A 14706-nucleotide genomic window follows, 5' to 3' on the forward strand; every position below is an offset into this window, starting at 1 on the left:
GCAGTCGGCTGCCGGGCCGAGACCCGGCCTCGAAAAACAACGGCCCGGCAGGGTCAAAAAACAAGCCCGCTGTAGTCATGACATGGCAACACGCGCACCGCCAACCACATCGCGCGTGCGCCGCAACCCAGTCCACTGCAACTCAGCCAACACCACAACCACCAACGCCTGAGCCAACACCCACGCCCCCCCCCAGGCAGACAACCCCAACCCACCAAACGCCAGCAGCGCAACACAGCCCACAGCCCACCCCAAATTCCCCACAACGACCAGCCCGATCAACCGCCGCGGCACAGGCGAGCGCGCCGCCATCCACGCAGCCAGCAGCGCATAGCCCAGCAAAAACCAGCCTGTGGACTGCAGCAGCGCCAGAGGCAACCCCGTCACATCCGACAGCGGCTGCCCCGCCACCAGTTGCAAGGCGCCCGAGGCGGCGCAGGAAGCAGCATCGGCCCACATCACGCGGGGCAGGAAACGGGGGGAAGCAAACATCGACATGGCGAACTCCTTGAGAGCAACAGGCACACACCGTGCATGCCATGGACTGCATGGTCCGCCGCAGGCTGCACAGGGTCGATAACCTCGCAGGTCATGGCCGCCACGCCGGCCCCGCCGCTACGATGCGGGCCATGACCTCCACCGCCCATCCCCCGTCCGCGCGCTCGCCCTTCGGCGACCATCTGCGCCACTGGCGCCAGCACCGCCGCCTGAGCCAGCAGGGCCTGGCGCTGGAGGCCGAGATCTCCACGCGCCACCTGAGCTATGTGGAAACCGGCCGCGCCCAGCCCAGCCGCGAGATGGTGCTGCGCCTGGTGGAGCGCCTGGGCGTGCCGCTGCGCGAGCGCAATGCCCTGCTGGTGGCCGCAGGCTATGCGCCCATGTACCAGGCCCGGCCGCTGGACCACCCTGACCTGGCCGCCGCGCGCCAGGCCGTGGACCTGGTGCTCAAGGGCCATGAACCCAATCCCGCCCTGGCCGTGGACCGGCACTGGAACCTGGTGGCCGCCAACGCCATCGTGCCGCTGCTGCTGGCCGGCGTGGCGCCCTGGCTGCTGGAGCCACCCGTCAATGTGCTGCGCCTGAGCCTGCACCCCGAAGGCCTGGGCCCGCGCCTGGCCAACGCAGCCCATTGGCGCGCGCATCTGCTGCACCGCCTGCAGCAGCAGATTGCCGCCACGTCGGATGCGCAGCTGCAGACGCTGCACGACGAGATTGCCGCCTACCCGTTCAAGGAAGATGAAGCGGACTCGCATGGCGCAGCACCCGCCAGCCACATCGCCGTGCCCTTCGCGCTGGACACCGACCATGGCCGGCTGAACTTCATCAGCACCATCACCATCTTCGGCACGCCGGTGGATGTGACGCTGCAGGAGCTGGCCGTGGAGTCGTTCTTTCCAGCGGATGCGCAGACGCAGGAGGTGCTGGGGCGGTTGAGGAAGGCGAATTGATCCAGAAGGCAGGAAGCCCACCCAAGCGGGCCTCCAACGGAGACTCCAGCGTGCACTGCCTCAAGGCTTGAGCCTGTCGGCAAGCCGCGCCATCAAATCCATGCGCTCGTGCAGTATGGCGACCACCAAGGCGGGCGCATCTTCGCGCAGCAGGCAAAACACATGGTGATGTTCGCAACGGGCCACGCGCAAGCCGGGGAAGACTTCGCCGAGGTCCTTGACGCCTGCCTTTCCTGCCACCAGGCCGGCAATCCCCCGCTCCAATGCACTGATGTATTGCCTTACCTGTTCATCGCCCCATTGCCTGCGCGTATGGCGGATGATGCCGCGCAGGTCGGCTTCTGCCGCAGCGGTGAGCCGGTAATGTCTCAACGCCGCCCCTCGCCCAGTTCTTCATCAAGAATCTCGCCAATGCTCTTGCCGGAGACCTTGCCAGCAAGTCCTTCATTGATGCGCTCTCCCAGCACGGCCGCCAGTTCCTGCCACGCCTGACCGGCATCCGCGTCGCCGGGAAACAGCCGCTCAAGCGTGTATTGCTCGATCGTTTTGCCCTGCAACGCGGCAGACGCCTGGAGGCTTTGGTGCTGCTGCGGGGTCATGTCGATGGTCAGGCGGCTCATGGCGAGGCTCCACTGGTTCACTTGGTTTCCACGTTAGCACATGCTCAAAAGCATGCTTGCAGACATGCCAGATGCCCAGACAGACCCATCGCAAAAGACAAAGCCCGCCGAAGCGGGCTTTGCTCATGGAGCCGGATCAGGCCGGACTCAGGCGCTCACGCCCCTGGCCACGTCCGCGTACTCTTCGATCTGGTCGAAGTTCATGTAGCGGTAGACGCTGGACTTGTCGGCATCGATCACGCCCATTTCCTTGAGGTACTCCTCCTTGGTGGGCAGCTTGCCCAGGCGCGATGCGATGGCAGCCAGCTCGGCCGAGCCCAGGAACACGTTGGTGTTCTTGCCCAGGCGGTTGGGGAAGTTGCGGGTCGAGGTGGAGATCACCGTCGCGCCTTCGCGGACCTGGGCCTGGTTGCCCATGCACAGCGAGCAGCCCGGCATTTCGGTGCGGGCACCGGCCGTGCCGAAGGCGGCGTAGTGGCCTTCCTTGATCAGCTCGTTCTGGTCCATCTTGGTGGGCGGAGCCACCCACAGCTTGACGGGGATGTCGCGCTGGCCGCCCAGCAGCTTGGCTGCTGCGCGGAAGTGGCCGATGTTGGTCATGCACGAACCGATGAAGGCTTCATCGATCTTGGTGCCGGCCACTTCGGACAGGAACTTGGCGTCATCGGGATCGTTGGGGCAGCAGACGATGGGTTCCTTGATGTCGGCCAGGTCGATCTCGAACACGGCAGCGTATTCGGCGTCCTTGTCGGCTTCGAGCAGGTCGGGCTTGGCCAGCCAGGCTTCGACCTTCTCGATGCGGCGCTGCAGCGTCTTGGCGTCGGCGTAGCCGTCGGCGATCATGTTCTTCATCAGAACGATGTTCGAGGTCAGGTACTCCTTGATCGGCTCGGGGTTGAGCTTGATCGTGCAGCCGGCAGCCGAGCGCTCGGCCGAGGCGTCGGACAGCTCGAAGGCCTGTTCCACCTTCAGGTCGGGCAGACCTTCGATTTCCAGGATGCGGCCCGAGAAGATGTTCTTCTTGCCGGCCTTGGCCACGGTCAGTGCGCCTGCCTTGATGGCGTACAGGGGAATGGCATGCACGAGGTCACGCAGGGTGACGCCGGGCTGCATTTCGCCCTTGAAGCGCACGAGCACGGACTCGGGCATGTCCAGGGGCATCACGCCCGTGGCGGCGCCGAAGGCCACCAGGCCGGAACCTGCGGGGAAGGAGATGCCGATGGGGAAGCGCGTGTGCGAGTCACCGCCCGTGCCCACGGTGTCGGGCAGCAGCAGGCGGTTGAGCCAGGAGTGGATCACGCCGTCACCGGGACGCAGGGCCACGCCGCCGCGGTTGCTGATGAAGGCAGGCAGCTCGCGGTGGGTCTTGACGTCCACGGGCTTGGGGTAGGCGGCCGTGTGGCAGAAGGACTGCATGACCATGTCGGCCGAGAAGCCCAGGCAGGCCAGGTCCTTGAGCTCGTCGCGGGTCATGGGGCCGGTGGTGTCCTGCGAACCCACGGTGGTCATGCGCGGCTCGCAGTAGGTACCGGGGCGCACGCCCTGGCCTTCCGGCAGGCCGACGGCGCGGCCGACCATCTTCTGGGCCAGCGTGAAGCCGGCGTTCGAAGCAGCGGGCGCCTGGGGCAGGCGGAACACGGTGGAGGCAGACAGGCCCAGGAATTCGCGGGCCTTGGCGGTCAGCGAACGGCCGATGATCAGGTTGATGCGGCCGCCGGCGCGCACTTCGTCGAACAGCACGTCGCTCTTGAGCTGGAACTCGGCCACGGTTTCGCCGTTCTTGACCAGCTTGCCGTCATAGGGCAGCACGTCGATGACGTCGCCCATTTCCAGCTTGGTGACATCGACTTCGATGGGCAGCGAGCCCGAATCTTCCTGCGTGTTGAAGAAGATGGGAGCGATCTTGCCGCCCAGGGTCACGCCGCCGAAGCGCTTGTTGGGCACGAAGGGGATGTCCTGGCCCGTGGCCCAGACGATGGAGTTGGTGGCCGACTTGCGCGAGGAGCCGGTGCCGACCACGTCGCCCACGTAGGCGACCAGGTGGCCCTTCTTCTTGAGGTCGTCGATGAACTGCATCGGGCCGCGCTTGCCGTCTTCCTCGGGCTTGAAGGCCGCGTCGGGACGGGTGTTCTTGAGCATGGCCAGGTAGTGCAGCGGGATGTCCGGACGGCTCCAGGCATCGGGCGCGGGCGACAGGTCGTCGGTGTTGGTCTCGCCGGGCACCTTGAAGACGGTGACGGTGATCTTCTTGTCCACTTCGGGGCGCGAGGTGAACCACTCGGCGTCAGCCCAGCTCTTCATGACTTCCTGGGCCTTGGCGTTGCCGGCCTTGGCCTTGGTGGCCACGTCGTTGAAGAAGTCGAACATCAGCAGCGTCTTCTTCAGCGCATCGGCGGCCACGCCGGCGACTTCGGCGTCGTCCAGCAGCTCGATCAGGGGATGCACGTTGTAGCCGCCCACCATGGTGCCCAGCAGCTCGGTGGCCTTGGCCTTGGAGATGAGAGCCACCTGGATGTCACCGTGGGCCACGGCTGCCAGGAAGCTGGCCTTGACCTTGGCGGCATCGTCCACGCCCGGAGGAACGCGGTGCGTGAGCAGGTCGAGCAGGAAGGCGTCCTCGCCAGCGGGCGGGTTCTTGATCAGCTCGATCAGTTCGGCAACCTGCTTGGCTTCCAGCGGCAGCGGGGGGATACCGAGCGCGGCGCGTTCGGCCACGTGGTCACGGTAGGCTTTCAACATGATTCTCTCTCCATGGTTTTCTAAAGTGGGGCTGCTTGCGGGACGCTCAGGTCCGGGCCTGGATTACTGGCCGGCGGGCTTGGGTGCTTCCAGCAGGCTGGGAGGCGGGTTCTTCTTGATGGCCTCGGCCACCTGAAGCTGATCGGGGCTCATGCATTCGTCGGCCAGGCGCTGGCCGACCTTCTGGTTCATGAGCATCGATTTGTTGGCGATCTGCAGCCAGACGGCGCCGGCATGCTTGTCTTCCAGGCGCACGGTGCCGGTCGAGGTCTTGACGGGCGACATGTGGTACTTGAAGCCCTTGCCGTCGATGTTGAAGTAACCCGGGTTGGCCTGGTCGGCCGTCACATTGACGAAGGCGCCCAGCTCGCAGGGGATGCGGCCGGTGTGCACGCGCTCGGAAATGGCCAGGTCTTCGGCGGACAGCGGCTGTTGGGCAGCAGTTGCGACGGCGGCCGCACCGCCGACGGCGGCAGCGCCGGCAGCGGCCTTGGCCGTGGTGGCCTTCTTGGCGGGGGCCTTCTTGGCCGCAGGCTTGGCAGCGGCCTTGGCCGGTGCCTTCTTTGCGGTGGCGGGCTCGGCGGCGCTGGCACCCAGGCCCATGGCCAGCAAGGGGGCTGCGATCAGGATGGAGGCGATAGCTGTCTTCATACGTTGGGCTCCTGCAAATTCCCGGTGTGGGCTAAGCAAGTGATTCTGATGCAAACCAGGGCTGCACCTGTGGGGGCAGCGCCTGGCCGGTCTGGTGGGCACGTGTGAGCAACTGCCAGAAATAGCGGTAGCTCGCCCGGTCATGTAATACACCATCCACGCTGACGGGCGCCCAATCGGCGGCCTCGGCGGCGGTAAGTATTTGTGCGGCCTGCGCCACTTCGTCGGCCTGGGGCGCGAAGGCGGCGAGGATGGGACGGATCTGGTCCGGGTGGATGCTCCACATGCGGGTATAGCCGAGCCGCCGTGACGCCTGTGTGGCAGCGGCCTGCAGCGCCTGTGGATTCCTGAACTCGGTGACCACGCAGTGCGAAGGCACCTTGCCGTGCGCGTGGCAGGCGGCTGCGATCTCCAGCTTGGCACGCACGACCAGCGGATGGTCGAACTGTCCGGCCGAGCCCATGGCCGAGGCAGGAATCGCGCCGCCATGGGCCGAGACGAAGTCCATCAGGCCGAAGGAAATGCTCTGCACGCGCGGGTGCGCGGCAATGTCGAAGGCACGGTGCACGGCGGCGGGCGACTCGATGAGCACATGCAGCGGCAGTTCGCGGCAGCCCAGGCGACCCAGATGCCGCTCGGCCAGCAGCACGTCGTCCACGCTTTCAACCTTGGGCAGCATGAGGTGGCACAGGCGGTCGCCGGCCTCGCCGACGATGATGTCCAGGTCCTGCGCGAAGCTGGCGTGGTCCACGGCATGCACGCGCGCAGCCACGCGGGCACCGGGCGCGGCATCGCGCGCCAGCGAGGCCACCAGGCGCGCATGGGCCGCCTCCTGGCCCACGGGGGCGCCATCTTCGCAGTCCAGCGTGACGTCGAAGACGCAGGTGCCGAACTCGGCCATCATCTCGGCCTGCAGCTGCAGACTCTTGCGCATGCGCACTTCCACGCCGCTGTAGTGGTCACAGACGGGCAGGTGCAGGGCACCGCCCTGCGCATCGAGCAGCACCTGGGCCGGGTGTGCGCGAGAGGGTGTGGACGTGGCGGCGGTCATGGCTTGCGCTGGGCGACGATGAACAGGCGGGGGAAGGCCAGCAGGCGCCGGCCGTCGGCGCGCACGCCGTAGGCGGCGTCCACGCGGTTTTCGTATTCGGTGAGGAAGTCGGCCTGCAGGGCTTCGGGCAGGCCCTCGACGAAGGGCTTGAGGCCGGTGCCGCGCAGCCACTGGACGATTGCGCCGGCCGAGTCCATCGGATGCTGGTAGACGGTGTGCCAGACATCGACGGCGCCGGCCTCGACGCCGGCCTGCTCCTGCGGGCCGGCCAACAGGTCGTAGTAGCTGCGGATGGGCAGGATGTCGGCACGCACCTTGGCGGCGTCGCCGATGTAGGCGGCAAACTTGGGCAGGCTGGCGATCTCGCGCATCACGCGGTGCGTGGCCTCCTGCCGGTTGTCGGGCATCTGTATCGCCAGCACGCCCCCTGGCGCCAGTTGGGCGAACAGGCGGGGTATCAGCGTTTCATGCTCCCCCACCCACTGGAGGGAGGCATTGGCATAAATCAGGTCGGGAGCGCTCTCGCCGGGGGCGGGCGTCCAGGAAGCAATGTCGGCCAGCGCGAAGCGGGCCTCAGGCAGATGCTGGCGCGCGGTGGCCAGCATCGCCTGGGAGTTGTCTATGCCGGTGATCGTGGCACCGGCATAGCGCTGTGCAAGCAGCTCGGTGGAATTGCCCGGCCCGCATCCCAGGTCCACCACATGGCGGGCCTGGGCCAAGGGCACACGCGCCAGCAGCTCGGCTGCGGGGCGCGTACGCTCATTGGCGAAACGCAGGTAAAGCGCGGGATTCCAGTCGAGCATGGCTTGCCGGCGGCTTACAGCAGGTGCTTGACGCCGTCCTGTTCGCCTTGCAGCTCGGCCAGGGTCTTGTCGATGCACTCTTGCGAGAAGGCGTCGATTTCCAGGCCTTCGACGATCTTGTACTCGCCGTTCTCGGTGGTGACCGGGAAGCCGAAGACGATGCCGGCGGGGATGCCGTATTCGCCGTTGGAGGGCACGCCCATGGTGACCCATTCGCCGCCCGAGCCCAGGGCCCAGTCGCGCATGTGGTCGATGGCAGCGTTGGCAGCCGAGGCAGCCGAGGACAGGCCACGGGCGGCAATGATGGCGGCGCCACGCTTGCCGACGGTGGGCAGGAACACGTCCTTGTTCCAGGCCTGGTCGTTGATCTTGGCCTTGACGCTTTCACCGTTGACGGTAGCGAAGCGGTAGTCGGCGTACATCGTGGGCGAGTGGTTGCCCCAGACGGTCAGCTTGCGGATGTCGCCCACCTTGAAGCCGGCCTTGGCAGCCAGCTGCGATGCAGCGCGGTTGTGGTCCAGGCGCAGCATGGCCGTGAAGTTCTTGGCCGGCAGGTCCGGAGCCGACTTCATGGCGATGTAGGCGTTGGTGTTGGCGGGGTTGCCGACGACCAGCACCTTCACGTTGCGCGAGGCAGCGGCGTTCAGCGCCTTGCCCTGGGCCGTGAAGATCTGTGCGTTGGCAGCCAGCAGGTCGGCACGTTCCATGCCGGGGCCGCGGGGACGCGCGCCGACCAGCAGGGCGTAGTCGGTGTCCTTGAAGGCTTGCAGGGGGTCGGAGTGGGCTTCGATGCCGGCCAGCAGGGGGAAGGCGCAGTCTTCGAGTTCCATGATCACGCCCTTGAGCGCGTTCTGGGCCTTCTCGTCGGGAATCTCCAGCAGTTGCAGAATGACGGGCTGGTCCTTACCCAGCATTTCGCCGGAGGCGATGCGGAACAGCAGGGCGTAACCAATTTGACCGGCGGCACCGGTGACGGCGACACGAACGGGCTTCTTGCTCATGATGAAACTCCAGGGATGGGGAAAAAATCAGGTGTTATCGGCGCCAGGTCGCACCAGCGTCAGAAACCAGCAGCCCGTGCTCCGCAAACAACGCGAAAGTGTACTCCCGATTTCGAAGCCCGGTCAATTTGTCTTATGTCTTATATAAGATATGATCGACGTCTGTTTCCAAGTCTTTCATCTGCGTCGCCGGGAGCCTCCCCACCCCGAACTTTTCCATGCCAGTCCTGCCTCCCCTCGCCTCAGACAACGCCGCTCCCACCATCGGCGCGGGCGCATCGACCCCGGCCTTCAGCCCTTTGTATCAGCAGATCAAGGGACTGATACTGCAGAGCCTTGAAGCAGGCGAATGGCGGCCCGGCGAACTGATTCCCAGCGAGATGGAGCTGGCCGCGCGCTTTCGCGTGAGCCAGGGCACGGTGCGCAAGGCCATCGACGAGCTGGCCGCGGAGAACCTGGTGATGCGCCGCCAGGGCAAGGGCACCTTCGTGGCCACCCACGCGGCCCAGCATGTGCAGTACCGCTTTCTCAAGCTGCAGCCCGACGGCGGCGACCAGCAGGGCGAGGGCCGTGCCGAGCGCCGCATCATCGACTGCCGGCGCCTGCGCGCATCGGCGGACGTGGCGCGCGGCCTGGCGCTGCGCAGCGGCGACGCCGTGATGCATGTGCGCCGCGTGCTGTCGTTCTCCGCAATCCCGACCATTTTGGAAGACATCTGGCTGCCGGGCCACGCCTTCAAGGGCCTGACCGCCGAGCAGATGTCCGCCTACCAGGGCCCCACCTACGCCATGTTCGAGCTGGACTACGGCGTGCGCATGGTGCGCGCCGACGAAAAGATCCGCGCCGTCCTGCCCGAGGCAGAACAGGCCCTGCTGCTGGATGTCCCCAGCACCACGCCTCTGCTGAGCGTGGAGCGCACCGCTTACACATACAACGATGTTCCCATGGAGTTACGCCGTGGCCTGTACCGCACCGACACCCATCACTACCGCAACGCGCTGAGCTGAACGATCCGTTCCCCAGAGAAGCGGGCGAAAATACGCAATTCCCAGCAAAGCTGTTTTTATTGCATTGCAATAGAATTTTGCATCGCCGCCCCTGAGCGATTACGAAGCAGTTACATCCACGAAAGTACCCTGCCATGACTGAGCAAGCCAAAAAGCGGCCAGAGTTCCGCAACATCAACTTCTTCAAGGACCTCCCCACCTACCGGTTGCCGCCGGCCGGCATCGTGTCCATCCTGCACCGCATCAGCGGCCTGCTGATGTTCATCCTGCTGCCTTTCATCCTGTGGATGATGGACATGTCGCTGACTTCGGAGATCTCCTTCGACGGCTTCACCTCGGTTTTCGCGGGTCCCTTCGGATGGTTCCTCAAGCTCGTGTGCCTGGCATTGATCTGGGCCTACCTGCACCACTTTTGCGCCGGCGTCCGCCACCTGTTCATGGATGTGAACCACCACGCCGTCAACAAGCAGTTCGGCAAGTCCTCGGCCCTGGTGGTGCTGGTCCTGAGCGTTGGCCTGACCCTGATCCTGGGTGCCAAGCTGTTCGGCCTGTACTGATTCACGATCTCTCCCTCACGATAAGGAAAAAGAACCATGTCCGTGAATTACGGCTCCAAGCGCACCGTGGTCGGTGCGCACTACGGCATCCGCGACTGGATGGTGCAGCGCGTCACCGGCGTGCTGATGGCACTGTTCACCATCGTGCTGCTGGCCAAGCTGATCTTCAGCACCGGCTCCGTCGGCTATGACCTGTGGGCCGGCATCTTTGCCCCGCAGTGGATGAAGTTCCTGACCTTCGCCGTGATCGTCTCGCTGGCCTGGCACGTCTGGGTCGGCGTACGCGACATCTGTATGGACTACGTCAAGCCCGTGGGCCTGCGCCTGGTGCTGAACGTTTTCACCCTGGTCTGGCTCGTCGGCTGCGCCGGCTGGGGCATCCAGATCCTGTGGCGTATCTGATAGAGACTCGGTCTCCACGATTGAAGGTTAAGAATGAGCTACTCCAAAGCAAACATCACCAAGCGCAAGTTTGACGTCGTCATCGTCGGCGCTGGCGGCTCCGGCCTGCGTGCCGCGCTGGAACTGTCGCGCGCCGGCCTGTCCGTGGCCTCACTGTCCAAGGTCTTCCCCACGCGCTCGCACACCGTGGCTGCGCAAGGCGGCGTGTCCGCTTCGCTGGGCAACATGAGCGAGGACAACTGGCACTACCACTTCTACGACACCATCAAGGGCTCCGACTGGCTCGGCGACCAGGATGCGATCGAGTTCATGTGCCGCGAAGCGCCCAACGTCGTGATCGAGCTGGAACACTTCGGCATGCCGTTCGACCGCAACCCCGACGGCACCATCTACCAGCGTCCCTTCGGCGGCCACACGGCCAACTACGGTGAAAAGCCCGTGCAGCGCGCCTGCGCCGCGGCCGACCGTACCGGCCACGCCATGCTGCACACGCTGTACCAGCAGAACGTCAAGTCCAAGACCAACTTCTTCGTGGAGTGGATGGCGCTGGACCTGATCCGCAACACCCAGGGCGACGTGGTCGGCGTGACCGCCATCGAACTGGAAACCGGCGACCTGTACGAGCTGCACGCCAAGGCCGTGCTGCTGGCCACGGGTGGCGCAGGCCGCATCTTCCAGGCATCGACCAATGCCTTCATCAACACCGGCGACGGCCTGGGCATGGCTGCACGCGCAGGCATCCCGCTGCAGGACATGGAGTTCTGGCAGTTCCACCCCACCGGCGTGGCCGGCGCGGGCGTGCTGCTGACCGAAGGCTGCCGTGGCGAAGGCGCCATCCTGCTCAACAGCGAAGGCGAACGCTTCATGGAGCGCTACGCTCCCACGCTGAAGGATCTGGCACCGCGTGACTTCGTGTCCCGCTCCATGGACCAGGAAATCAAGGAAGGCCGTGGCTGTGGTCCCAACAAGGACTACATCCTGATGAAGCTGGACCACCTGGGTGCAGACACCATCCGCAAGCGCCTGCCTTCGGTGGAAGAGATCGGCCACAACTTCGCCAACGTGGACATCACCAAGGAACCGATTCCCGTGGTGCCCACCATCCACTACCAGATGGGCGGCATTCCCACCAACATCAACGGCCAGGTCGTGGTGTGGGACGGCCAGCAGAACAACGTGGTCAATGGCCTCTATGCCGTGGGCGAATGCTCCTGCGTGTCGGTGCACGGCGCCAACCGCCTGGGCACGAACTCGCTGCTGGACCTGCTGGTCTTCGGCAAGTCGGCCGGCAAGCACATCGTGCAGTTCGTCAACGGCTTCGGCGACCACAAGGCCGTGCCGGCCGATGGCTCCGAGCGCACGCTCACGCGCCTGAACCAGCTCGACGACTCCAAGGAAGGCACCTACGCCCAGGACCTGGCTGGCGACATCCGCGCCACCATGCAGCAGCATGCCGGCGTGTTCCGCACGCAAAAGAGCATGGACGAAGGCGAAGTCAAGATCAACGCCATCCGCGAACGCGTGGGCTCCGTGACCCTCAAGGACAAGTCCAAGGTCTGGAACACCGCCCGCATGGAAGCGCTGGAAGTGGACAACCTGATCGAAGTGGCCCAGGCCACCATGATCTCGGCCGCTGCCCGCCACGAATGCCGCGGCGCCCACACCGTGTACGACTACGAGCATCCTGCCGACCACGCCGAGTTCCCGCTGGGCCGCAATGACAAGGAATGGCTCAAGCACACCCTGTGGTACAGCGCCACCAACAGCCTGGACTACAAGCCCGTGAACCTGAAGCCCCTCACGGTGGACAGCGTGCCGCCCAAGGTCCGCACGTTCTAATCCAGCAGCCCACGAGAGAACAGACAAATGAAGCGCACTTTCAAGATCTACCGCTACGACCCGGACAAGGATGCCAAGCCCTACATGCAGACCGTCGAGGTCGAGCTGGACGGCCACGAGCGCATGCTGCTGGACGCCCTGGTCAAGCTCAAGGAGATGGACCCCTCCATCTCGTTCCGCCGCTCCTGCCGCGAAGGCGTGTGCGGCTCGGACGCGATGAACATCAATGGCAAGAACGGCCTGGCCTGCCTGACGAACATGAAGACCCTGCAGGGCGACATCGTTCTCAAGCCCCTGCCCGGCCTGCCCGTGATCCGCGACCTGATCGTGGACATGACGCAGTTCTTCAAGCAGTACCACTCGATCAAGCCGTACCTGCAGAACGACAGCTTCGCGTCTCCCACCAAGGAACGCCTGCAGTCGCCTGAAGAGCGCGAAGAGCTCAACGGCCTGTACGAGTGCATTCTGTGCGCCAGCTGCTCCACCAGCTGCCCCAGCTTCTGGTGGAACCCCGACAAGTTCGTGGGCCCGGCCGGCCTGCTGCAGGCCTACCGCTTCATCGCGGACAGCCGCGACGAGGCCACGGGTGACCGCCTTGACAACCTGGAAGATCCGTACCGCCTCTTCCGTTGCCACACCATCATGAACTGCGTGGACGTGTGCCCCAAGCACCTGAACCCCACGCAGGCCATTGGCAAGATCAAGGAACTGATGGTCCGCCGGGCCATCTGATGACCATGACGAATACTCTGCTCGACGAACGCGAGCGAGACCTGCTGCGCTGGCGCTGCCGGCGTGGCCTGGTCGAGAACGACCTGTTCATCGCGCAGTTCTTCGCCACCTACGGAGACCAGCTCACGCGGAGACACGCGAGCGGTCTGTCTGCCTTGATGGACCTGGCAGACAACGACCTGATGGACCTCTTCTTGCGCCGCAAGGAGCCTGAAGGTGAACTCGATACCCAAGAAATCAGGGAAGTTCTGGAACTGGTGCGCAAGCGCAAGCCCGGTTCTCTCCCGCTAGTAGGCTAGGCAATCTAGAGAAGGAAGTTTGGAAATGAAACTCGCAGACAACAAAGCAACGCTGTCATTCAGCAACGGCGCTCCCAGCGTCGAGCTGCCCGTCTACCAGGGCAACGTCGGTCCCGACGTGGTGGACATCCGCAAGCTGTACGCGCAGACCGGCATGTTCACCTATGACCCGGGCTTCCTCTCTACCGCCTCGTGCCAGTCCGCCATCACCTACATCGATGGCGACAAGGGCGAGCTGCTGTACCGTGGCTACCCCATCGAGCAGCTGGCCAAGAACTGCGACTACCTCGAGACCTGTTACCTGCTGCTGTACGGCGAGCTGCCCAACGAGTCCGAGAAGGCCGACTTCGTCGAGCGCGTGACCAAGCACACTATGGTCAACGAGCAGATGCAGTTCTTCCTGCGTGGTTTCCGCCGTGACGCCCACCCCATGGCCGTCCTGACGGGTCTGGTCGGCGGCATGTCGGCCTTCTACCACGACAACATGGACATCAACAACGCCGAGCACCGCGACATCGCCGCGATCCGCCTGATCGCCAAGATGCCCACGCTGGTCTCCATGGCCTACAAGTACGGCATCGGTGCGCCGTACATGTACCCCAAGAACGACCTGAGCTACGCCGGCAACTTCATGCGCATGATGTTCGGCAACCCCTGCGAGGAGTTCAAGGTGAACCCCGTGGTCGAGCGCGCGCTGGACCGCATCTTCATCCTGCACGCAGACCACGAGCAAAACGCCTCCACCTCCACCGTGCGCCTGTGCGGCTCGTCGGGCACCAACCCCTTCGCCGCCATCTCGGCCGGCGTGGCCTGCCTGTGGGGCCCTGCCCACGGCGGCGCCAACGAAGCCTGCCTGAACATGCTGGAATACCTGCAGGCCAACGGCGGCGTTGCCAAGGTCGGCGAGTTCATGGAACAGGTCAAGGACAAGAACAGCGGCGTCAAGCTGATGGGCTTCGGCCACCGCGTCTACAAGAACTACGACCCCCGCGCCAAGCTCATGCAGGAAACCTGCAATGAAGTGCTGGCCGAACTGGGCCTGGAAAAGGACCCCCTGTTCGCCCTGGCCAAGGAAGTCGAGAAGATCGCCCTGGAAGACGACTACTTCGTGCAGCGCAAGCTCTACCCGAACGTGGACTTCTACTCCGGCATCGTGCAGCGCGCCATCGGCGTGCCCGTGAACCTGTTCACCGGCATCTTCGCCCTGGCCCGCACCGTGGGCTGGATCGCCCAGCTCAACGAGCAGATGGCCGACCCCGAGTACAAGATCGGCCGTCCCCGCCAGCTGTTCACGGGCTCCGTGTCCCGCGACGTCAAGCCGATCGGCCAGCGCTGATCGCAGGTCCGGGCCTCAGCGGCCCGGCCCCCAAAAGCCCCATGCCTTTGCATGGGGCTTTTTTCATTTGCGAGCCCACCGCTCCAGAAGGCCGCACCAGTCCTAGGAACACCATTTTCCCTATCGTGGCATGCCCATTGATTGAGCCTATCCACCTTAAGGTGGCCGTTGACCCTCCCTCAAACGGGATGGAGCCGCAGCGCAATGCCCGCTGCCATTCA

At 64.9% G+C, this 14706-nt stretch carries 16 protein-coding genes; 8 read left to right on the plus strand and 8 right to left on the minus strand.

The genetic code is table 11. The features are described 5' to 3' along the window. Positions 1-75: 75 nt before the first annotated feature. Complete coding sequence (locus AC57B5_RS10550) at positions 76-498, minus strand: hypothetical protein (RefSeq protein WP_496399477.1); 423 nt, start codon at positions 496-498, stop codon at positions 76-78. Positions 499-629: 131 nt separating this feature from the next. Between AC57B5_RS10550 and AC57B5_RS10555 the strand changes: the two genes are divergently transcribed. Further along, positions 630-1448, plus strand: coding sequence for a helix-turn-helix domain-containing protein (locus AC57B5_RS10555; protein ID WP_496399478.1), 819 nt, complete (start codon positions 630-632; stop codon positions 1446-1448). Positions 1449-1508: 60 nt separating this feature from the next. Here AC57B5_RS10555 and AC57B5_RS10560 read toward each other — a convergent pair whose 3' ends face one another. The 7 genes from AC57B5_RS10560 to AC57B5_RS10590 form a co-directional block, all read right to left on the minus strand. Further along, entirely contained in the window at positions 1509-1820 is a 312-nt protein-coding gene (locus AC57B5_RS10560) for a type II toxin-antitoxin system RelE/ParE family toxin (RefSeq protein ID WP_183021037.1), read from the minus strand. Next, complete coding sequence (locus tag AC57B5_RS10565; RefSeq protein WP_012204354.1) at positions 1817-2068, minus strand: antitoxin; 252 nt, start codon at positions 2066-2068, stop codon at positions 1817-1819. The genes AC57B5_RS10560 and AC57B5_RS10565 overlap by 4 nt, the downstream gene beginning before the upstream one ends. A gap of 147 nt (positions 2069-2215) precedes the next feature. Next, complete coding sequence (gene acnB / locus AC57B5_RS10570; protein ID WP_012204353.1) at positions 2216-4807, minus strand: bifunctional aconitate hydratase 2/2-methylisocitrate dehydratase; 2592 nt, start codon at positions 4805-4807, stop codon at positions 2216-2218. A 63-nt stretch (positions 4808-4870) separates the two neighbouring features. Continuing rightward, positions 4871-5458: a hypothetical protein gene (locus AC57B5_RS10575; RefSeq protein ID WP_013803433.1), complete on the minus strand. Its 588-nt coding sequence runs from the start codon at positions 5456-5458 to the stop codon at positions 4871-4873. Positions 5459-5489: 31 nt separating this feature from the next. Then, positions 5490-6509, minus strand: a complete 1020-nt coding sequence (locus tag AC57B5_RS10580) for an HpcH/HpaI aldolase/citrate lyase family protein (protein WP_012204351.1) — start codon at positions 6507-6509, stop codon at positions 5490-5492. Continuing rightward, positions 6506-7312, minus strand: coding sequence for a trans-aconitate 2-methyltransferase (gene tam, locus AC57B5_RS10585; RefSeq protein ID WP_013803434.1), 807 nt, complete (start codon positions 7310-7312; stop codon positions 6506-6508). Before tam ends, AC57B5_RS10580 begins: the two co-directional genes overlap by 4 nt. A gap of 14 nt (positions 7313-7326) precedes the next feature. Beyond that, positions 7327-8313, minus strand: a complete 987-nt coding sequence (locus AC57B5_RS10590) for a malate dehydrogenase (protein WP_013803435.1) — start codon at positions 8311-8313, stop codon at positions 7327-7329. Positions 8314-8531: 218 nt separating this feature from the next. On the opposite strand from AC57B5_RS10590, the gene AC57B5_RS10595 reads away from it, so the two are divergent. The 7 genes from AC57B5_RS10595 (at position 8532) to AC57B5_RS10625 (ending at position 14485) form a co-directional block, all read left to right on the plus strand. After that, positions 8532-9320: a GntR family transcriptional regulator gene (locus AC57B5_RS10595; RefSeq protein WP_012204348.1), complete on the plus strand. Its 789-nt coding sequence runs from the start codon at positions 8532-8534 to the stop codon at positions 9318-9320. Positions 9321-9454: 134 nt separating this feature from the next. Further along, positions 9455-9877, plus strand: coding sequence for a succinate dehydrogenase, cytochrome b556 subunit (gene sdhC / locus AC57B5_RS10600; RefSeq protein ID WP_012204347.1), 423 nt, complete (start codon positions 9455-9457; stop codon positions 9875-9877). 36 nt (positions 9878-9913) lie between these two features. After that, complete coding sequence (sdhD, locus tag AC57B5_RS10605) at positions 9914-10279, plus strand: succinate dehydrogenase, hydrophobic membrane anchor protein (protein ID WP_141829268.1); 366 nt, start codon at positions 9914-9916, stop codon at positions 10277-10279. Between the two features lie 33 nt (positions 10280-10312). Continuing rightward, positions 10313-12118 carry a succinate dehydrogenase flavoprotein subunit gene (gene sdhA / locus AC57B5_RS10610; protein WP_012204345.1) on the plus strand — a complete coding sequence of 602 codons (1806 nt, stop codon included), beginning with the start codon at positions 10313-10315 and terminating at the stop codon, positions 12116-12118. Positions 12119-12145: 27 nt separating this feature from the next. Continuing rightward, the gene (locus AC57B5_RS10615) at positions 12146-12850 is read left to right on the plus strand and encodes a succinate dehydrogenase iron-sulfur subunit (protein ID WP_012204344.1); all 705 of its coding nucleotides are present in this window, start codon (positions 12146-12148) and stop codon (positions 12848-12850) included. Next, positions 12850-13149: an FAD assembly factor SdhE gene (locus AC57B5_RS10620; protein WP_012204343.1), complete on the plus strand. Its 300-nt coding sequence runs from the start codon at positions 12850-12852 to the stop codon at positions 13147-13149. Before AC57B5_RS10615 ends, AC57B5_RS10620 begins: the two co-directional genes overlap by 1 nt. A gap of 25 nt (positions 13150-13174) precedes the next feature. Continuing rightward, entirely contained in the window at positions 13175-14485 is a 1311-nt protein-coding gene (locus tag AC57B5_RS10625) for a citrate synthase (protein ID WP_012204342.1), read from the plus strand. Positions 14486-14706: the final 221 nt, after the last annotated feature.

Source organism: Delftia sp. BGA-UO-ETr-SB1, assembly GCF_059567865.1.